Here is an 18,499-nt window from a genome sequence, read left to right as displayed (position 1 = left end):
CGAACTCTAGAACGTCCGTTCCCGGGCCAGTCGCGCGGCGTCCGCCACCGGTCCGCGGTGGACGGGTCCGTGCCCGGGGAGCAGCACGTCGCCGTCGAGCCGCGCGATGACGTCGAGCGAGGCCACCGTGCGGTCCCGCTCGTGGTGGAACATGCCGGGCAGCAGCTGGGGCCCCTTCACCCGCGAGGTGGGGTGCCCGCTGACCAGGGCGTCGCCGGAGACCACCACCCCCGCGTCCGGCAGGTGGTAGACGCAGTGTCCGTCGGTGTGCCCGGGGGTGTGCACCGGCACGGGCCGGCCGGGCAGGTCGAGCGGGCCGTCCGGGGGGAAGGGGGCGGGAGCGGCCACCGGGTGCTGCCGGGTGCCGCCGGAGCGGAGCACGTGCACCATCCAGGGCAGCACGCCCGGCCGCCAGCCGTTGCGCAGGACCTCGCCGACCGACACCTGCTGCAGGAAGTCCCGCCGGGCGTGCGGCACTTCGGCCTCGTGCAGGAGCACGGGCGTGCCGTGGGCGGCGCGCAGGTACTCGGCGGAGCCCAGGTGGTCGTTGTGGGCGTGGGTGAGCAGCACGGCCGTCACCGCCTCGGGCGAACTCCCGATCGCCGCGAGGGAGTCGAGCAGGAGCCGCCGGTCACCGGGGTAGCCGGTGTCGACCAGGGTCACCGCGTCGCCCTCGGTGAGGAGGACCCAGTTGGTGTCGCTCCCGTGCACCAGGTAGGTGCCGTCCGCGACGTGCCGCACGTCCGCGCGCATCAGTGTCCCCGCATTCGTTCCCAGGTGGCTGCCCGACGGGGACAGCCAACCAGACGCGCGGGTGCCCGGCGCTCGACGCGTCCCGCGCGGACGGAACCGGACGCTGATGCGCGGGCCCACGGCGCGGGTGCTCCGGGGGCTGTGGTGCTCCCGGGCACGCCGGCAGGAGCCGCCCGGCACGATCAGGCCGCCGCGGCCCGGACGCTGCTGCGGGACCCGGACACGGCCTGGACCCCCGCGGGCCCCGGGCCGGGCCCGCCGGGTCCGCCCGGTCGCCTCGAGGACGGCCGGGTCCTCGCGCCTCACGAGGATCCGTCGGTGCTCCGCCGGCCCCGGGGGCGCCGCCCGCTCAGGGCATGAACAGGGCCAGGAAGATCACCACGATGACGATGATCCCGACGATGAGCCAGATGTTCTTGCGCCGGCCCCCGCGCCGGGGCGACGGGTCCTCCGGGCCGCCGCCGCCCCGGGGCCGGTCCTCCGGGAGCTGCGGGTTCTCCGGACGGTCATGTGCGTAGAAGTCGTCGTCCGTCATTTCGGGCTCCCTCCGTGACCGGATACGGGTCCCTCGTACGCCTTGTCCGACACCTCGCAGCGTCTGCCTTTCTCGCACCTCGCCCGCGCCGGCGGCTCTCCTCGCCGCCCGGGCCCGGCGGGCCGCCACCGACGGGTCCCCCGCGCGCCCGCTCTTTCGATGCACCGGTGTATCCGATACATTCGCGCATCGAACGGGAAAGACAGCGGAGGGGGTGCGGGCATGGCCGTCGGGCAGGCCGCCGGGCGCGTGACCCGGCGACGCGCGCGCACCCGCGCCGACCTGCTGGAGGCGGCGTTCGCGGTGTTCGCCGCCAAGGGGTTCGGCCGGGTCCCGATCGAGGAGGTCTGCGAGGCCGCCGGCTACAGCCGGGGTGCCTTCTACTCGAACTTCGACAGCCTCGACGAGCTGTTCTTCGCCCTCTACCGCGAACGGGCCGACCTGATCGCGGACCAGGTGACCGCCGCCCTCGCCCTCGACGGACCGGACCTGGACGTACGGGCCGCCGTGGACCGCGTCACCGAGGTACTGCTGCTGGACCGGGACTGGCTCCTGGTCAAGACGGACTTCCTGGTGCACGCGGCCCGTGACCCGGACGTGGCGCGGACCCTGCTGGAACACCGCGCGCGCCTGCGCCGCGCGATCGCCGACCGCCTGGCCCGGGCGCACCCGCGCACACCGCCGCCCGCCGTGCTGGGCGACGCCGAGGCCGCCGCGCACGCCGTGGTCGCCGCCTACGACGGCGTCACCGTCCAACTGCTCCTGGACCGGGACGTCGAGCACGCGCGCGCCTGGCTGGGGCAGTTGCTCACCGCACTGCTCACCGACGGGAACGGCACCCCCGACGACAACCCCGGCAACACCCTGTGAGAACACGGGCAGGGACGGACGAGGAAGGGACGGTCGCCATGGACGCCGACGTCATCGTGGTCGGAGCGGGCCTCGCGGGCCTGGTCGCGGCGCACGAGCTGACCAGCCGGGGCCGCAGGGTCGCGCTGGTCGACCAGGAGAACGCGGCCAACCTCGGCGGGCAGGCCTTCTGGTCCTTCGGCGGCCTCTTCCTCGTGGACTCCCCGGAGCAGCGGCGCCTCGGCGTCAAGGACTCCTTCGACCTGGCCTGGAGCGACTGGCGGGGCAGCGCCGGCTTCGACCGGACCGAGGACGAGGACGCCTGGGCGGTGCGCTGGGCGCGGGCGTACGTCGAGTGGGCGGCGGGGGAGAAGCGTTCCTGGCTGGCCGGGCACGGCATCACCTTCCTGCCCACCGTCGGCTGGGCCGAGCGCGGCGACCTCACGGCCGGCGGGCACGGCAACTCGGTGCCCCGCTTCCACGTCGCCTGGGGCACCGGCACCGGGGTCGTCGAACCGTTCGTGCGGTACGCGCAGCAGGCCGCGCGCGACGGCCTGCTCACCTTCCACCACCGTCACCGCGTCGACCACCTGGTCGTCGAGGGCGGCACCGCGCGCGGCGTGCGCGGCACGGTCCTCGCCGAGGACACCTCGCCCCGCGGCGTCGCCTCCAACCGCGACGCGGCCGGCGAGTTCGAGCTGACCGCGCAGGCCGTGATCGTCACCTCCGGCGGCATCGGGGCCGACCACGACATCGTGCGCCGCCACTGGCCCGCACGCCTCGGCACGCCGCCCGCCGAGATGGTCACCGGTGTCCCCGCCCACGTCGACGGGCGGATGCTGGACATCAGCGCCGAGGCGGGCGTCCGCCTGGTCAACCGCGACCGGATGTGGCACTACACCGAGGGCGTGCGCAACTGGGACCCGATCTGGCCCGGCCACGGCATCCGCATCCTGCCCGGACCGTCCTCGATGTGGTTCGACGCCCTCGGCCGCCGTCTGCCCTCGCCGTACCTGCCCGGCTACGACACCCTCGGCACGCTGCGGCACCTGCGCACCGCCGAGGACCTCGCGGGCCACGACCACTCCTGGTTCATCCTCACCCGGAAGATCATCGAGAAGGAGTTCGCCCTCTCCGGCTCCGAGCAGAACCCGGACATCACCGCCAAGGACCGCGCGGGATTCCTGCGCGAACGCGTCCTCGGCAAGGGTGCCCCGGGCCCGGTGGACGCCTTCCTGCGCAAGGGCCCCGACTTCGTGACCGCGCCGGACCTGGAGCAGCTGGTCGACCGGATGAACGGGCTCACCGGCGAGCCGCTCCTGGACGCCGCCTCGATCCGGCGCCAGATCGAGGCCCGCGACCTCCAGACGGCCAACCCGTACGCCAAGGACGCCCAGGTGCAGGGCATCCGCAACGCCCGCCGCTACGTCGGCGACCGCCTCGGCCGGGTCGCGGCCCCGCACCGCATCCTGGACCCGGCGGCGGGCCCGCTGATCGGGGTCAAGCTGCACATCCTCACCCGCAAGACCCTCGGCGGCATCCAGACCGACCTCGACTCCCGCGCCCTGGGCACCGACGGCACGCCGGTCGAAGGCCTGTACGCGGCAGGTGAGGTGGCCGGCTTCGGCGGCGGCGGAGTGCACGGCTACAACGCGCTGGAGGGCACCTTCCTCGGCGGCTGCCTGTTCTCCGGGCGATCGGCGGGCCGGGCGGCGGCGCGGCAGACCGTCTGAGCCCGCACGATTCCCTCCCGCCCCTCGCGGGTACTCCGTCGCCCCGACGGACGGCGAGGGAGGTCTGCGCATGAACGCATCGGACGGCCTGCCGGTCGTGCGGACCCTCGCCGAACTCGCCGGCCTGGTCGAACGCCACCAGGGCCTGTACGTGCGCTGGTCACGCGGCCCCGGGACCGATCTCGCCAGGACCTCCAGCATCGACGAGCTCACCGGCGTGCCCATGCCGGGCCTGTCCGCCAACCCCCTCGACGTGGAGGAGTGGTGGGCGGACCGGCCCGTACGGGTGTGGGCGGCCCGCCGGCTGCACGACTACGCGCATCTTCCGCACGACAAGGGTGCCGGTGTGCGGCCCTGGGTGCTCACCGGCCGTGAGACGGGCCGCGGCCCGGACAACGAGCCGCTGGTGACCGACGTCCGGCCGATGTGCTGGGTCGCCCCGGGCGTCATCGACGAGGCCCGGAGCGAGGTGCGGCGCCAGGAGCGCCCCTGGGGCCCGCTGCGCCGCACCGGCCGCTGACGGACCGCGCTCACCCGGAGCGCCGGCGCGCCGCCGCGCGGCGCTTGAGCGCATGGCGCTCCGTCTCGCTGGTCCCGCCCCAGACGCCGAGGGACTGCCCCGTGTCGAGCGCCCACTGCAGGCACTGCTCCCGGACCGGGCAGCGCCGGCAGACCGCCTTCGCCTGCTCGGTCTGCAACAGGGCCGGGCCGGTGGTGCCGATCGGGAAGAACAGGTCGGGGTCCTCCGTGCGGCACGCGGCGTGCTCGCGCCAGTTGTCCATCAAAAGTCACCTGCGATCGAATCGAGTCGTGCCTCGCGAATCCCTTACTCCGTTTCGGGTGACCTGTCGACAGCGCAGTGAAACCGGCGGCCTTCCCCGGGTCCTGCCGGCCGCTCAGTTCCGCAGCGCCCCGGCCGCCGCCGTCACGACCGCGTCGGCCACCGTCGCCAGGGCGGGGGAGTCGAGCTTCCACTGCTGCCAGTACAGCGGGACGTCGACCGCCCGGCCCGGGGCGAAGTCGACGAGGCGGCCGGTGCGCAGCAGGGGTTCCGCCTGCGGCTCCGGCACCATGCCCCAGCCCAGCCCGGCGGCGACCGCCTCCACGAAGCCCTCCGAGGTCGGCACGTGGTGGCGCGCGGCGCCGGCGCCGTCCCGCCCGAGCCGGCGCGCGAAGCCGTCCTGGAAGTCGTCCCGCCGGTCGAAGACCACCACCGGCGCCCCGGCGAGCACCTCGGGCAGCGGCCCGTCCAGGTGCCGGGCGGCGAAGCCGGGGGCGGCGCAGGGCCGGTAGCGCATCCGGCCCAGGGACCGGACGGTGCAGCCCGGCACCGGTTCGGGCGAGGAGGTCACCGCGGCCATCACCACGCCCTCGCGCAGGAGGGCCGCCGTGTGGTCCTCGTCCTCGCGGCGCAGCTCGAAACAGAGCCGGGGTTCCTGGGGCACCCGCGTGAGAGCGCCGAGGAACCACGTCGCGAGCGAGTCGGCGTTGACGGCCACCGAGACCCGGGTCGGCTCCCCGGCACCGCTCAGCCCCAGCTCCGCGTACGCGTCCCGCTCCAGCCGGGCCACCTGCCGGGCCAGCCGCACCAGCACCGCACCGGACTCCGTGGGCCGCACCGGCTTGGTGCGCAGCAGCAGTACGCGCCCGGTGCGCTGCTCCAGCGCCTTCACCCGCTGGCTGACCGCGGACGGCGTCACGTGCAGCGCGGCGGCGGCCGCGTCGAACGTGCCCTCGTCCACCACGGCCAGCAGGGTGCGCACCTGGTCCAGCGGCAGATCCGCGAAAACGGCCGTGCCCACCTCGGTCCTCCTCCTCATCAGGAGCGCTAAGGATACATAAGGATCTTTAGCTGTACGCGCGGTGATCACCCCGCTTAGCGTCGAGGTCATGACCGACGCACTGTCCGCCGCGGCCGCCGGCTTCGGCACCGGCCTCTCGCTCATCGTCGCCATCGGCGCCCAGAACGCCTTCGTCCTGCGCCAGGGGATCCGGCGCGACGCCGTCCCGGCCGTGGTCGGCATCTGCGCGCTGTCCGACGCCGTCCTCATCGCCCTCGGCGTCGGCGGGGTCGGCGCGGTCGTGGTGGCCTGGCCGGACGCGCTGACCGCGGTCGCCTGGGCCGGGGGCGCCTTCCTGCTCTGCTACGGCGCGCTGGCCGCCCGGCGCGTGTTCCGGCCGGCCGGCGCGCTGCGGGCGGAGGGCGACGCGGCCGGCTCGCGGCGGCGGGCGGTGCTCACGTGTCTGGCGCTGACCTGGCTCAACCCGCACGTCTACCTCGACACCGTGTTCCTGCTGGGCTCCGTCGCCGCCGACCGCGGCCCGCTGCGCTGGACCTTCGGCCTGGGTGCCGCCCTCGCCAGTCTGTGCTGGTTCGCCGCGCTCGGTTTCGGCGCCCGTCACCTCGGCCGCTTCCTGGCCCGGCCCGTCGCCTGGCGCGTCCTGGACGGACTGGTCGCCGTCACCATGATCGTGCTCGGGCTCTCCCTCGTCGCCGGCGCGTGAACACGGCCGCGGCCAGGCCCGACACGCGGTGCGGGCGCAACCGGACAGGGCTGCGATAGTGAGGCTCGCAATCGAAAGATGTAACGAGCATGTAGGAAGCGCGTGGACACGAGCGAGAGCAGTACCGCATCCCCGGACGAGGCCTCCGCCCCGAAGGAGGCCCTCGCCCCGGCCGGGGGCCGGCGGCGCGGCCTGCGCCGCTGGGCCATGGACACCCGTCCGCTGCGCCGTCCCGCCTACCGCAGGCTGTGGTCCTCCACCATCGTCACGGCCGTCGGCAGCCAGCTCACCGCCGTCGCCGTGCCCAAGCAGATCTACGACATCACCGGCTCCTCCGCCTGGGTCGGCGCCGCGAGCCTCGCCGGCCTGCTGCCGCTGATCGTGTTCGCCCTGTGGGGCGGCGCGGTCGCCGACACCATGGACCGCCGCAAGCTGCTGCTGATCACCAACACCGGCATCGCCGTCACCTCGCTGCTGTTCTGGGTGCAGGCCGTCACCGGTCTGGAGTCGGTGGCCGCCCTGATGCTCCTGCTCGCGCTGCAACAGGCCTTCTGGGGCCTGAACGCCCCGGCCCGCAACGCCTCCATCGCCCGTCTGGTCCCCGACGGCGAACTCGCCGCGGCCAACGCGCTCGGCTCGACCGTCATGCAGACCGGCCAGGTGGTCGGACCGCTGCTCGCCGGCGCCCTCATCCCCGTCATCGGCCTGCCCGAGCTGTACCTGATCGACGCGCTCGCGCTGTGCGTCACGGTGTGGGCGGTCCACAAGCTGCCCGCCCTGCCGCCGCTCGCGGGCACGGCCGTCCGGCGCGCGGGCGTCCGCGAGATCGTGGCAGGCTTCCGCTACATCGCCGGGCACAAGGTGCTGCTGCTCTCCTTCCTGGCCGACATCGTCGCCATGGTCCTCGGCATGCCCCGCGCGCTGTTCCCGCAGCTCGCCGCCGAGACGTACGCCCCCTGGGGCGAGGGGCTCGCCCTCGGCCTGCTGTTCGCGGCCGTCCCCGTCGGCGCGGTGGCCGGGGGGCTGTTCTCCGGGACCTTCTCACGGGCGCGCCGGCACGGCTGGATGGTGATCGGTGCGGTCGTCGTCTGGGGGGCGGCCATCACCGGCTTCGGGCTGAGCGGCAGCCTGTGGCTCGCGGTGGCGTTCCTCGCCGTCGCCGGAATCGCCGACATGGTCTCCATGGTGTTCCGCGGGGCGATCCTGCTGTCCGCCGCGACCGACGAGATGCGCGGGCGCATGCAGGGCGTCTTCACGGTGGTCGTCGCCGGCGGCCCCCGGCTGGCCGACGTCCTGCACGGCGGCGCGGGTTCGGCCTTCGGGGCGAGGGAGGCGGTCGCGGGCGGCGGACTGCTCGTCGTCGTGGTGATGCTGGCCCTCGCCGCCGCCGTACCGGCGCTGCGCCGCTACCGCGTCTGACACCGCGTCACAGCGCGCCGCGGCCCCGCAGCGCGGCGTGCTCCATGAGGCGGACCCGGGTGGCCTCCAGCCGGTGCGCGAGGATCTCGGCCACCGTCCGCACCAGCACGACCCCGAGCTGCGGGTCCTCCTCGCACAGGGCGAGCACCGACGCCGCGTCGAACTCGTAGGCGCGCACCGGGCTGAAGGCCTCGGCACCGAAGTCCCACTCGTACGGCGGGAACAGCCAGGACCAGCCGAGCAGGTCGCCGACGCCCAGACTGGCGACCGTCACCCGTTGCAGCGACGTCACCTGCTGGGTCAGGGAGACCGCGCCGGACCGGATGACCCAGAAGCGGTCGGCCCTGGCTCCCGCCTCGAAGATCCGGGTGTCCTCCGGGAAGGAGACCTCCCGGGCGAGCTCCATGAGACGACCGCGCTGGTGCGGGGGGAGGGCGGTGAGCAGTTTGATCGCTTTGGTCATGACCCGGAGCTCCTCGCCGACGATTCGGTTCAGGTGCGTTCCCTACGCACCATTTCAGCCGCTGCCGACGCCCCGGGCACCTCGGCGGACGGGAGGATCCCGTACGAATTCCGTGCCGGTCCGGGGGGCGGCGGCGCCGGGCATGAAAAAGCCCTGGCTGGACGGGGGAAGCCAGCCAGGGCCGTAAGCGGTGACGCCCGGAGGACATGTCCGTCGACTCCGTCGCCACGTATGGATGAACGCTAAACCATCTCGTCGCGTTCCGGGAACCCGGAACCGGGGCACGTGACCTGTTTCACTGGGACGTCACCCGCAGTGAGGAGACGTCACCCGGCATCCCCCGCGACGACCCTGACCCTGTCCAGCGACGGATCGCTCGGATCCGGGAGGTACATCCCCGCCTCCAGGCCGCTGCGCAGGTACCGCAGCACGGGCTCGGTCAGCAGTTCGCCCGGCAGGACGGCCGGGATGCCGGGCGGGTACGGCGTGATCATCTCCGCGGCGACGCGCCCGGCCGCCCGGTCGAGCGGCACCGCCTCGGCCGGACCGAAGAACGCGTCCCGGGGCAGCATCGCCTGCGGCATCCGCAGCCGCGACGGCGACGGCACCTCGACGCGCGGCGGGGCATCGAGGTCCGGCGCCGCCCGGGCGAGGTCCTTGAGCGCGGCGAGCAGCTCGCCGGCGGTCTCCCGGTCGTCGCCGTGGGTGATCTGCGTGCCGATGCGGCGGTGGTCGGTCAGATGCGCGACGACGCCCCGGTGCTCGCGCAGCCAGTCCGCCGCCTGGAAGCCGGACACGCCGAGTCCGTCCAGGTCGATGACGACGGGCAGCGGATCGAAGCCGTGGGCCAGCCCCGGGCCGCAGAAGTCGTCCCGGCCGTCGACGTGCATCCCGTCGATCTCCTCGACGGCCGCCCGGACCTCGGCCACCAGGTCCAGCGCACCGCCCATGATCTCCCGGCCCCGCAGCGCCATCTGGCGGCGCCAGCCGTCCAGACCGGCGAAGACCAGCACCGACGGACTGGTCGTGCTCAGCAGGTCCGCCCGCATCCCGAGCAGCTCCGGCGGAACCAGGTCGCCGCGCAGGTGGAACACCGAACCCTGTTCCAGGCCGCTGCCCATCTTGTGGATGCTGGTCACGCAGATGTCGGCGCCGGCGTCCATCGCCCAGGAGGGCAGGTCGGGGTGGAAGGGGAGGTGCGCCCCCCACGCCTCGTCGACGATCAGCGGCACCGAACGCCGGTGGCAGACCTCGGCGACGGCCCGCAGGTCGGCGCTCGCCCCGTACGGCGTCGGGCTGGTGATCAGCGCGCCCTTGGCGTCGGGATGCGCGGCGAACGCCCGCTCGAACCCGTCGGCGGACGGCGGATGGGCGAGATGCCGCTCGGCGTCCCAGCGGGGCTCCACCCAGACCGGCTCGATGCCGGACAGGATCAGACCCGAGACGACGGACTTGTGGGCGTCCCGGCCGATCAGCAGCTTCTCGTGCGGGCCCGCCACGGCGAGCATCGCCGCCTTCACCGACAGGCTGCTCCCGCAGGTCGAGAAGAACGTGTGGTCGGCGTGGACCGCGTCGGCCATCAGCTCCTGGGCGCGCTGCAGCACCCGGCCGCGGGTGAGCCGGTCGTCGAGGCCGCCGGTCGCCAGGAGATCGCCGAAGAAGACGGCGTCCCCCAGCACCTCCCGCACCGCCGGATCGGCACCGCGCGCCTGTTTGTGCCCGGGCGGCGTGAACGACAGCCGTCCCTCGCGGCGGTAGTCGACGAGGGCTTCCAGAACGGGCGCACGGGTGTGGTCGGCTGTCATGACGATCCGGTTTCCCGGCCCGGGACCACGTCAATCCGCCGGTGGCGCGGTGGCGCGGTGGCGCGGTGGCGCGGTGGCGCGGTGGCGCGGTGGCGCGGTGGCGCGGGGGCCCTGGCCTGTACCCGTGACCCGCACCCGCAGCCCGTGGTCACGCTGTCCTTTGCCCACGGGCGGGGATCCGTGTCCCTCCCGTCCACGACCGCCCGGCTCGCACCCTCCCCGCTCCGCGGGCCGGGCCCCCGGTCCATGGGTGCGGGGGCCGGCCCCCGCACCCGGGTGCGGTCCGGACTTCCGCCGGCCGTGGGACCGGCCGGCGCCCGTCAGCCCGGCTCCGTGCGGCGGCCGGGGGTCAGGACCTCGTCCAGCACCCGTAGGACCGCCTCGTACGCCACCGTCCGGACCGCTGCCTCGCGGGAGCCCTCCGGGTCGGTCGCCCGCAGCTCGTCCCTTCGCGCCCGCCACGTCCGTTCCTGTTCCACCGCGCAGGCCCTCGCGCGGTGCATGCGGCGCAGCAGTTCGTCCGAGTCCACAACATCCGTCATGCACTCCGCGTACCCCCGCACGGCGCCCGGATGGCCGTTGGTCCGTCAGGAGGGCCGAAGGTTTGGGAGTGCGGCCGGAGGTCAGCCGGAAACCACGAGGTCCGCGGCGGACGCACCGCGCGGGCCCGGCCGGATCCCGCCCATCCCACCGACCCCACCGAACAGGGAGCTGATGGATGCGTGACAGGCACACCACCCCATCCGCCCTCGGGCGGCCCGGTACGGACCGGTGCCGGCCGTCGCCGCCGTGCGAACCCGCCGAGGCCCGCAGCACGGTGGAACGCGTGGTCACCGAACGCTGCCGCACCGACCGCGTGCCGTGCGACGCGAAGGCCCTGTCGGACGCCGTCCTCGTCGCCTCGGAGCTGACCACCAACGCGATCCTGCACGGCGGAGGCATCACCGACTTCCAGGTAGACGTCGTCGGTCCCGGCGTCCGCCTCTCGGTGTGCGACCGCAGCGCCGAGCTGCCGGTGGCCGTGCCGCCGACCGACCCGCAGGGCCGTCGTCGCGTCGGCGGCCACGGCTGGCCGATCGTCTGCCGCCTGGCACGCGACGTGCGCGTGGCAGATCTGCCGTCCGGAGGCAAGCGGATCACCGTCTTCGTTCCGCTGTCCTGAGTACTTTTCGAAAAGCGGAGTTTGTTCCCCCGGGGCAGGGGCAGTCGCAAGTTCGTGCTTCGGACCGGAGGCGCAGCAGCGGGAGCGGTATGGCTGCTCCGGCCCCTCCGGGTGGAGACCCGGACAGTGCCGCTTCCGCGGAAAGTTCCCCTGAGACCACCGTTCAGGAGCGAATCCGCATGCTCATCGAAACGCCCACCATCCGTCCCGGTGCCCCTGAGCCCGCGCAGGACTCCACCGCTCCTGCCGCCGCCCCCCGTCGTCGGCACGACGACGCGCCGGACACCGCCGCGCTCTTCGCCCGGCTGTCGGCGCTGGAGGACGGACCCGAACGGGATGCCGTCCGCGACGAACTCGTCACGGCCTGGCTGCCCATGGCCCACCGGATCGCCGGCCGCTTCCGGGACCGCGGCGAGTCCATCGAGGACCTGCGCCAGGTCGCCGCGCTCGGGCTGGTGAAGGCCATCGACCGCTTCGACCCGGAGCGCGGCGCCTTCGAGAGCTACGCCGTGCCCACCATCACCGGCGAGGTCAAGCGGCACTTCCGGGACCGGATGTGGGCCCTGCGCGTGCCCCGCCGGGTCCAGGAACTGCGCAACAAGGTGCGGGTGGCACGGCGCGAGCTCACGCAGAGCCCGGGCAGCCCCGAACCGTCGGTCGCCGACCTGGCCGCCCACACGGGACTCACCGAGGACGAGGTCAGCGCCGGGATGGAGGCGCTGGAGAGCTTCAGCACCCTGTCGCTGGACGCCGAGCTGTCGGCCGGCGACGACGGCTACAGCCTCGCGGACACCCTCGGCGCGGCCGACGCCTCGTACGACACCGTGATCGACCGCGAGTCCGCCAAGGAGGGCCTGCGCAGGCTGCCCGAACGCGAGCGGGCCATCCTCTACATGCGCTTCTTCGAGGACATGACGCAGAGCCGTATAGCCGACCGCCTGGGCATCTCGCAGATGCACGTGTCACGGCTCATCAGCCGCAGCTGCGCCCGCGTGCGCGACGAGGCGCTGGGACAGCGCCCCGTCCGCCGGCGCACGACGGTGTGAGAAGCGCCGGACGACGCCTCCACCACGGCCCCGGGGAACGACGGGACGGATCCTGACGCCTCCCCCCGGCCCGCCGCGCCGACTCGCCGGCGACCACGAGGAGCATCGCGGACCACGACGCGACGGACGGGGAAGGCGAGGTGGTGTGCCGCCCCGTGTGCCGGCCGACGGCATACGGGGCGCACGCATGTCCGGTGGACGCAGGCGAAGGAGCGGCAGGACGGCGGACGATCGCGCGGTGGTGGACGAGCGGGCGGAACCGGGGAACCGGAGGAACCCGAACGGCTGCGGGCGCGACTGCGCGACCTGCGCGCCAGGACCCGGGTCCACCCACTGAACTCCCAGGCGCAGGGCATGCTGCGGGAGCGGTACGCGCTGCCCGACGCGGAGACGGCGTCCGCGCTGATGCAGCGCGCCTCCCGGTGCTCCCACATCAAGGTGCGCACCCTGGCCGACGACCTCGTGACCACACCCGGCCCCGACCGGCCGGACGGCCCGTGGTTCCCGCGCCGCGTCCGCCATCCGCAACCCCCGCCGGCCTTCACGGACACGCACGGCGGCGGCGCCGGCAACCGCGGAGGCGTCCTGGGCGCCGTACCGAGCCGGACGCTCGCCGCGGTCGGCACCGACATGGGCGACGTCCAGCTCGCCGACCGTGCCCGGGGCGGACTGCGCATCGAGAAGCACACGGGCCCCACCGAGGACTTCGTCGGCTTCTCCGCGTACGTCGGCGAGGAGGGCGCCTCCTGCGCGCGGGCCGCCCGGGACATCGCCCAGGTCACCGTCCGGGAGGTGGGATCGGCCCCCGTCTTCACCGAACCGGCGCGGCACGCCGTCCTCGCGGCCGGCAGCCGCTCCTGCCACAGCGTGCCCCTCACGACCGCCTCCGGACGGCGCGCCGGAATGGTCTCCGCCCACGCCGGCCGTCCGCCGGGCCGGCTCACGCGGCCCAGTACGAGGCCCTGGACGCCCTGGGCCGCGAGGCGGGCCGCTGGGATCGCCCGGCACGACCACACGGTGGTCGTGGACGCCCTGGAACACCTCCACGCCCTCGGCCGGCCCCCGCGGGGCGGCCGGCCGCCCCGCGACCGAGCGGGCGTGCGCGCACCGGCCGCGAAAGTGCCCGGTGTGCAGGGGAGGAGGCGGGGCATCCGGAGTCCCGGAGGGGAGGCTCGCATGAGTGTTCTGACACGCACCGGCCGCGGCACCGCCCGACGGGCGGCCGACGGATCGGCCACCGAGGGAGCCGCACGCGCCGGACTGACCGCACGCGGCGTCATCTACCTGCTGGTGGGTCTGCTGGCCCTGAGGATCGCCTTCGGCGACGGGCAGCAGCAGGCGGACCGGGGCGGCGCCCTGGCCGAGCTGGCCGACAAGCCGTTCGGCGCCGTCCTGCTGTGGGCGCTGGGCGCCGGACTGGTCGGCATGGCGCTGTGGCGGCTGTCCGAGGCGCTCTTCGGCGCCGTCGGCAAGGACGGCCGCAGCGCGAAGAAGCGCGTCCCGGCCGCCGCCCGCTGCGTCTTCTACTCGTTCGTCGCGTACTCGGTGCTGGCCTTCGCGGCCGGTTCCCGCGGCAGTGGCGGCGGGGCCGGCGACCGGCAGTCCCGCGACGTCACGGCCAAGGTGCTGGAGATGCCCGCCGGGCGGTGGGCCGTCGGCGTGGCCGGGGTCGCGATCGTCGTCGCCGGGGTGGTGATCGCCGTCCAGGCCGTGCGCCGCAGCTACCACAAGAAGCTGAAGCTCGGCGAGCTGAGCCCGCGGGTGCGGCGACTGGTCGACGTCACCGGCGTCGGCGGCGGGACGGCCCGGGGGATCGTCTTCGCGGCGGCGGGTGCCTTCGCCGTGCAGGCCGCGGTCGACTACGAACCCGACAAGGCCAAGGGCCTGGACGACACCCTGCGCTCCTTCGCCGGCACCCCGCTCGGACCGTGGCTGCTGGTCTGCGTCGCCGCGGGTCTGGTGCTGTTCGGCGTGTTCTCGTTCGCCCTGGCGCGCTGGCGCAGGGTGTGAGCCCGACGTCTGAGCCGCCCCGCACGGGGAACACGGGGCGAATGAACGAACACGAGATTCCTCCGCCGGACGGACGTCCCGTGGACGTCTACCTGGACCTCCTGCGCTTCCGCATGGAGACCGACGACTTCCAGCTGCTGCTCAGCGTGGTGGAACCGGTCCTCCAGGCGATCGACGAGCACCAGATGCCCACCATCGACTTCTCCCTGGACGGCGACAGCGCCGAAGCACTGCCCCAGGAGATCCGGGACGAGGCCGCCCTGGTCATCGCCACCGCCGTCACCGGCCGGCTCGACAACGAGGTCGTCGAGATCAGCACCGACGAGACCGGGCCCGTCCGCGTCGTCACGGACGCGGTCACCGCCTCCGACCCCGAACGCCTCGGCGAGATCGCCGACTACCTCAAGGAACGCCACCGGCAGAACGAGGAGCTGCGCGGCATCGCCGAGGTGAGCGGCATGCCCAGCGACTTCTGACCCGTCACCGCCCGGGCGTCGCGACGGGCACGCCCAACGGCCGGGCGAGACCCACCACGGCCTCGTCCAGCCGCTCCAGGTGCCGCAGGACGCGTCCGGTGATCCGGCCGTACCGCGGCGTCCCACCCGGCTCGAACTCCAGCAGCGAGGCGATGCTGGGCCCGGTCTCCACCTGGGTCCCGGCGTCCTCGTCGGCGACGCGCGCCGCGATCGCCTCGATGTTGCGCACCGTGCGCCGCACCGCCCCGCGCAGCCGCGGATCGGCCGCGATCGACGGGTGGGTGGGCAGCAGCTCGGCCGTCGCCGCCAGCGACCGCGCGTGATAGGCGCACGTCTCCAGCAGCGCCACCACGTACTGGGCCGTGTTCCGGCGGGTCCGCAGCGGAGTGATCGGGTGGGTGAGCGGCTGGATGGCGCCGCGCAGGTCGCCCAGCGCCTGGTCCAGGTCGCGCGCCGTGTCCAGCAGATCGGCGGCCGGCCCGCCGCTGAGCTGGTCGACGGCGCCCTCGGTGACGTCGACCAGCCGTTCCAGGACGGTGCCCAGCAGTTCGTTCGTACGCCGGTCCGTGCGGATCGGCAGCACCAGCGCCGCCGCGATGATCCCGCAGGCCGCGCCGAGCGCCGTCTCCTCCACCCGCAGCAACAGCACCGACATGCTGTACGTGTGCAACAGGGTGTACAGCAGCCCGAGCATCGCCGTCACGAAGAACGACATCAGCGTGTAGGACAGCGGCGCCGTGTAGAACATCGCGAAGATGAACACCAGCACCAGCCCGAACGCGGTCCAGGTGTGGTTCCCGACCAGTCCGGCCAGCACGATGCCGGCCACCACCCCCAGTACGGTCCCCAGCAGCCGGCGGTAGCCCTTGACCAGGATCTCGCCGGTGGAGGCGGTGTTCAGGAAGACGATCCAGCAGGTGAGCACCGCCCAGTACCAGCGCTGCGAGGACAGGAACTCACCGCCGACGATGGCGAGCGAGGACCCCACGGCGACCTGCACGGCGGCGCGGGTGGTGGGCCGGCGCAGCCCGTCCGGCTCCTCCTCCGGCGCGGGCTCCTCACCGGCGTCGATCGCGGCGTCCTCGGCGTCCAGCTCCTCGCGCGAACGGGTCGTGGCGGGAGTGTCGTCCGACTCGTCCTGCGGCCCGTCCAGCGCGATCCTGAGCCCCATGACCGCGCGGGCGGTCTCACCGATCCCCCGGAAGACGTCCTGCACGGCGGGCGTGGCCTCGGGCAGGTTCTCCTCGTCGCGGTAGCCGAGCAGCCGGTTGCGCAGGTGGGCCAGGGCCGTCCCGCGGGCCTCGGCCGGGGGCCGCAGCACCAGCGCGCGCAGCGCCCCCAGGTCCCGGCGCAGGACCGCCGTCGCCTCGCCGGGCGCCGGCGTGCTGCCCACCGTCGGGGCCGGAGCGCCCGGCAGGTGCAGGGTGAGGGTGTCCGCCCGCTCGGCACTGCGCGCGGTCAGCAGCAGCAGGCCGAGACGCTCGGCGGCGATCTCGGCGTCCGCGACACGGCGCTGCACCAGACGCGCGGTGGACGCGTCCGGGGTGCCCTCCTCCAGCCGGGACTGGATCATCAGCGCCGTCTCGTGCAGCCTCGCGGTGCCCTCCCGCAGGTGCCCGAGCGTCTTGTCGATCTCGTCCGGCCCGGCGTCCAGCAGTTCGAGCTGCGCCGAGATCAGCTGCGCCAGCCGGGCGCGGAAGGCCTGACGCAGCCGCGACAGGACGCGTGCGGGCGTCGCCGGCACGATGGCGAAACGCACCAGGGCGCTGCACGCGAACGCCACGGCGATCGCGGCCCACAGCGCCGGCAGCGCCGACGTCCTCGCGCCCACGAACAGGGACAAGAAGTAGACCTGGAAGCCGATCAGGCCCAGGGCGGTGCCGCGGTCGCCGAAGCGGCGGCTGTAGACGGCGCAGAAGATCAGGACGACGAAGAAGACGTCACCGACGACGACCCGCGAGGCCAGCAGCGCGCTCACCGACACGGACGCCAGCGCCACGGGCAGGCCCAGCGCCAGGGTGACGGCCTGCGCGCCGGGCTGCTTCTCGCGGATGGCGAAGGTGGCGACCATCGCCGACATGGCGCCCGCCACCAGGTGCTTGACGTCCGACCCGAGCAGGGCCAGCACGGCCAGCGCCAGGGCGATGGCGCCCACCGTCCGCAGTCCGGCGGTCAGCCGCAGCAGACCGGGATCGGACGCGGCGACGCGGTCCCGCAGTCGTGTTCGCACCGAGCGCCCCGCCTGCTTCACGCCGCCGTACACTCTCCCGGTTCACGTCGATTCCACGCCTAGATCCACTTCTCAGCATGCCATGCCGCGAACGGGCCGCCGACAGGGGGTCACGGCCGCGCCCGGCCCGCCCCTTCGACCTGCTCGCGCACCTGCTCCGGCGTCAGGTAGGCGTCGGTGTACTCGAAGTCCTTCAGCTTCGCCGGCTTGCGCGCCTGGAAGCCGGTGCGCACGAAGTCGTCGCCGGCGACCGCGTTCAGCAGCCAGTTCGTCGCCACCCGGGCCTTCGCCACGCCCGTGCGCAGCGCCGACCAGTGGTATCCGCGGGCCACCGCCTGGGCGGGCAGACCGTGCAGCTCGACGCCGAGCGGCTTGGACACCGCGTCGGTGCCGCCGAGGTCGACGACCAGACCGAGGTCCTTGTGGACGTACGGCCGCATGGGCTGGCCCCGCAGGACGGCGATGACGTTCTCGGCCACGTGCCGGCCCTGCCGCATGGCGTGCTGGGCGGTCGGCGGGCACACGGCGCCCTCCTGGCCCTTGGCGAGGTCGGGCACGGCCGCGGAGTCGCCGAGCGCGAACACCCCGTCGTGGCCCGGCAGGCACATGTCGGCGGTGACCGCGAGCCGTCCCTTGACCGTCTCCGCGCCCAGCGTGGCGATCAGCGGGCTCGCCACCACGCCGGCGGTCCAGATCAGCGTGCGGGTGGGCACCACCCGGCCGTTGGTGAAGGTGACCTCCTCGGGCCCGGCCTTCTCGATGGACACGCCCAGGGAGATCTCGATGCCGCGCCGCGTGAGCACCTCCTGCGCGCTGCGTCCGAGCTTCTCGCCCAGCTCGGGCATCAGCTTCGGCGCGATGTCGATCAGGTGCCACTTGATCAGGGACGGGTCCAGGCGCGGGTAGCGCTTGACGGCCGCGTGCGTGAGCCGCTGCAGGCAGGCCGCGGTCTCGGTGCCCGCGTATCCGCCGCCGACCACCACGAACTGCAGCCGGGAGGCGCGCTCGGCCGGGTCGTGGCTGGCGTCGGCCAGGTCCAGCTGCGTGATGACGTGGTCGCGGACGTAGGCGGCCTCCGCGAGCGTCTTCATGCCGAACGCGTGATCGGTGAGCCCGGGGATGTCGAACGTGCGGGTGACGCTCCCGGGAGCCAGCACGATGTAGTCGTACGGCTCGTTGACGATCTCGCCGTTGATGGTCCGCACCACGCAGACCTTCGCCTTGAGGTCCACGCCGATGGCCCCGCCCGGGATGATCCGGGTGCGGTACCTGCTGCTGCGGCGCAGGGACAGCGCGATCGACTGCGGCGTCAGCACACCCGAGGCGACCTGGGGCAGCAGCGGCAGGTAGAGCTGGTAGGCGAACGGCGTCACCAGGGCGACGTCGGCCTCGTGGGGGGAGAGCCTGCGCTCGAGACGGCGGACGCACTCCACGCCGGCGAAACCTGCGCCGACTACCAGGATCCTGGGTCGTGTCACGGTGTTCATCCCTTTCTGCGGTTCCAGGCGGTCTG

18 protein-coding genes are annotated in these 18,499 nt (G+C 74.0%); 9 read left to right on the top strand and 9 right to left on the bottom strand.

All coding sequences use genetic code 11. The annotated features are described in order from the left end of the window. Positions 1–6 precede the first annotated feature (6 nt). Positions 7–753 (bottom strand): MBL fold metallo-hydrolase, encoded by a 747-nt coding sequence (locus tag ACZ4V6_RS09610; RefSeq protein ID WP_467824448.1) that lies wholly within the window; start codon positions 751–753, stop codon positions 7–9. 349 nt (positions 754–1,102) lie between these two features. Beyond that, positions 1,103–1,288: a hypothetical protein gene (locus tag ACZ4V6_RS09605; RefSeq protein WP_467824445.1), complete on the bottom strand. Its 186-nt coding sequence runs from the start codon at positions 1,286–1,288 to the stop codon at positions 1,103–1,105. 222 nt (positions 1,289–1,510) lie between these two features. Here ACZ4V6_RS09605 and ACZ4V6_RS09600 point away from each other — a divergent pair, with 222 nt between their 5' ends. The 3 genes from ACZ4V6_RS09600 (at position 1,511) to ACZ4V6_RS09590 (ending at position 4,390) form a co-directional block, all read left to right on the top strand. Beyond that, positions 1,511–2,158: a TetR/AcrR family transcriptional regulator gene (locus ACZ4V6_RS09600; RefSeq protein ID WP_467824443.1), complete on the top strand. Its 648-nt coding sequence runs from the start codon at positions 1,511–1,513 to the stop codon at positions 2,156–2,158. Between the two features lie 38 nt (positions 2,159–2,196). Further along, on the top strand, positions 2,197–3,870 hold the full coding sequence (locus ACZ4V6_RS09595; protein ID WP_467824441.1) for an FAD-binding dehydrogenase: 1,674 nt from the start codon (positions 2,197–2,199) through the stop codon (positions 3,868–3,870). A 70-nt stretch (positions 3,871–3,940) separates the two neighbouring features. Continuing rightward, positions 3,941–4,390, top strand: a complete 450-nt coding sequence (locus ACZ4V6_RS09590; protein WP_467824439.1) for a DUF6098 family protein — start codon at positions 3,941–3,943, stop codon at positions 4,388–4,390. Between the two features lie 10 nt (positions 4,391–4,400). Here the strand turns inward: ACZ4V6_RS09590 and ACZ4V6_RS09585 are convergent, their stop codons facing one another. Further along, on the bottom strand, positions 4,401–4,652 hold the full coding sequence (locus ACZ4V6_RS09585) for a WhiB family transcriptional regulator (protein ID WP_467824437.1): 252 nt from the start codon (positions 4,650–4,652) through the stop codon (positions 4,401–4,403). Positions 4,653–4,766: 114 nt separating this feature from the next. Further along, on the bottom strand, positions 4,767–5,672 hold the full coding sequence (locus tag ACZ4V6_RS09580; RefSeq protein WP_467824435.1) for a LysR family transcriptional regulator ArgP: 906 nt from the start codon (positions 5,670–5,672) through the stop codon (positions 4,767–4,769). Positions 5,673–5,760: 88 nt separating this feature from the next. Here ACZ4V6_RS09580 and ACZ4V6_RS09575 point away from each other — a divergent pair, with 88 nt between their 5' ends. Beyond that, entirely contained in the window at positions 5,761–6,375 is a 615-nt protein-coding gene (locus ACZ4V6_RS09575; protein ID WP_467824433.1) for a LysE/ArgO family amino acid transporter, read from the top strand. A 102-nt stretch (positions 6,376–6,477) separates the two neighbouring features. Then, on the top strand, positions 6,478–7,794 hold the full coding sequence (locus tag ACZ4V6_RS09570) for an MFS transporter (RefSeq protein ID WP_467824431.1): 1,317 nt from the start codon (positions 6,478–6,480) through the stop codon (positions 7,792–7,794). A 7-nt stretch (positions 7,795–7,801) separates the two neighbouring features. Here ACZ4V6_RS09570 and ACZ4V6_RS09565 read toward each other — a convergent pair whose 3' ends face one another. From ACZ4V6_RS09565 to ACZ4V6_RS09555, 3 genes are all read right to left on the bottom strand, one after another. Further along, positions 7,802–8,257 (bottom strand): cyclic nucleotide-binding domain-containing protein, encoded by a 456-nt coding sequence (locus ACZ4V6_RS09565; RefSeq protein ID WP_467824428.1) that lies wholly within the window; start codon positions 8,255–8,257, stop codon positions 7,802–7,804. 326 nt (positions 8,258–8,583) lie between these two features. Continuing rightward, a complete protein-coding gene (locus ACZ4V6_RS09560; RefSeq protein ID WP_467824426.1) occupies positions 8,584–10,062 on the bottom strand; it encodes an aminotransferase class I/II-fold pyridoxal phosphate-dependent enzyme in 1,479 nt (492 codons plus the stop codon). 320 nt (positions 10,063–10,382) lie between these two features. Then, complete coding sequence (locus tag ACZ4V6_RS09555; protein ID WP_467824424.1) at positions 10,383–10,604, bottom strand: hypothetical protein; 222 nt, start codon at positions 10,602–10,604, stop codon at positions 10,383–10,385. Positions 10,605–10,780: 176 nt separating this feature from the next. Between ACZ4V6_RS09555 and ACZ4V6_RS09550 the strand changes: the two genes are divergently transcribed. From ACZ4V6_RS09550 to ACZ4V6_RS09535, 4 genes are all read left to right on the top strand, one after another. Then, positions 10,781–11,224, top strand: coding sequence for an ATP-binding protein (locus ACZ4V6_RS09550; RefSeq protein WP_467824422.1), 444 nt, complete (start codon positions 10,781–10,783; stop codon positions 11,222–11,224). A gap of 179 nt (positions 11,225–11,403) precedes the next feature. Further along, complete coding sequence (locus ACZ4V6_RS09545) at positions 11,404–12,270, top strand: SigB/SigF/SigG family RNA polymerase sigma factor (RefSeq protein WP_467824420.1); 867 nt, start codon at positions 11,404–11,406, stop codon at positions 12,268–12,270. Between the two features lie 1,176 nt (positions 12,271–13,446). Next, positions 13,447–14,280, top strand: a complete 834-nt coding sequence (locus tag ACZ4V6_RS09540) for a DUF1206 domain-containing protein (protein ID WP_467825583.1) — start codon at positions 13,447–13,449, stop codon at positions 14,278–14,280. Between the two features lie 41 nt (positions 14,281–14,321). Further along, positions 14,322–14,756, top strand: coding sequence for a hypothetical protein (locus ACZ4V6_RS09535; RefSeq protein WP_467824418.1), 435 nt, complete (start codon positions 14,322–14,324; stop codon positions 14,754–14,756). A gap of 4 nt (positions 14,757–14,760) precedes the next feature. Here ACZ4V6_RS09535 and ACZ4V6_RS09530 read toward each other — a convergent pair whose 3' ends face one another. After that, entirely contained in the window at positions 14,761–17,007 is a 2,247-nt protein-coding gene (locus tag ACZ4V6_RS09530; RefSeq protein ID WP_467824416.1) for an FUSC family protein, read from the bottom strand. A gap of 89 nt (positions 17,008–17,096) precedes the next feature. Further along, the gene (locus ACZ4V6_RS09525; protein ID WP_467824413.1) at positions 17,097–18,473 is read right to left on the bottom strand and encodes an NAD(P)/FAD-dependent oxidoreductase; all 1,377 of its coding nucleotides are present in this window, start codon (positions 18,471–18,473) and stop codon (positions 17,097–17,099) included. Positions 18,474–18,499: the final 26 nt, after the last annotated feature.

The organism is Streptomyces sp. NPDC029152 (assembly GCF_055564355.1).
Note: the sequence above shows the minus strand (reverse complement) of the source record. Positions and strands in the feature narration are given on the sequence as shown.

Coding starts and splice junctions, on each gene's coding strand:
- ACZ4V6_RS09555 (WP_467824424.1), bottom strand. CDS start 10,604: ATGACGGATGTTGTGGACTCGGACGAACTGCTGCGCCGCATGCACCGC.
- ACZ4V6_RS09575 (WP_467824433.1), top strand. CDS start 5,761: ATGACCGACGCACTGTCCGCCGCGGCCGCCGGCTTCGGCACCGGCCTC.
- ACZ4V6_RS09565 (WP_467824428.1), bottom strand. CDS start 8,257: ATGACCAAAGCGATCAAACTGCTCACCGCCCTCCCCCCGCACCAGCGC.
- ACZ4V6_RS09545 (WP_467824420.1), top strand. CDS start 11,404: ATGCTCATCGAAACGCCCACCATCCGTCCCGGTGCCCCTGAGCCCGCG.
- ACZ4V6_RS09560 (WP_467824426.1), bottom strand. CDS start 10,062: ATGACAGCCGACCACACCCGTGCGCCCGTTCTGGAAGCCCTCGTCGAC.
- ACZ4V6_RS09600 (WP_467824443.1), top strand. CDS start 1,511: ATGGCCGTCGGGCAGGCCGCCGGGCGCGTGACCCGGCGACGCGCGCGC.
- ACZ4V6_RS09590 (WP_467824439.1), top strand. CDS start 3,941: ATGAACGCATCGGACGGCCTGCCGGTCGTGCGGACCCTCGCCGAACTC.
- ACZ4V6_RS09585 (WP_467824437.1), bottom strand. CDS start 4,652: ATGGACAACTGGCGCGAGCACGCCGCGTGCCGCACGGAGGACCCCGAC.
- ACZ4V6_RS09605 (WP_467824445.1), bottom strand. CDS start 1,288: ATGACGGACGACGACTTCTACGCACATGACCGTCCGGAGAACCCGCAG.
- ACZ4V6_RS09525 (WP_467824413.1), bottom strand. CDS start 18,473: ATGAACACCGTGACACGACCCAGGATCCTGGTAGTCGGCGCAGGTTTC.
- ACZ4V6_RS09535 (WP_467824418.1), top strand. CDS start 14,322: ATGAACGAACACGAGATTCCTCCGCCGGACGGACGTCCCGTGGACGTC.
- ACZ4V6_RS09550 (WP_467824422.1), top strand. CDS start 10,781: ATGCGTGACAGGCACACCACCCCATCCGCCCTCGGGCGGCCCGGTACG.
- ACZ4V6_RS09595 (WP_467824441.1), top strand. CDS start 2,197: ATGGACGCCGACGTCATCGTGGTCGGAGCGGGCCTCGCGGGCCTGGTC.
- ACZ4V6_RS09610 (WP_467824448.1), bottom strand. CDS start 753: ATGCGCGCGGACGTGCGGCACGTCGCGGACGGCACCTACCTGGTGCAC.
- ACZ4V6_RS09540 (WP_467825583.1), top strand. CDS start 13,447: ATGAGTGTTCTGACACGCACCGGCCGCGGCACCGCCCGACGGGCGGCC.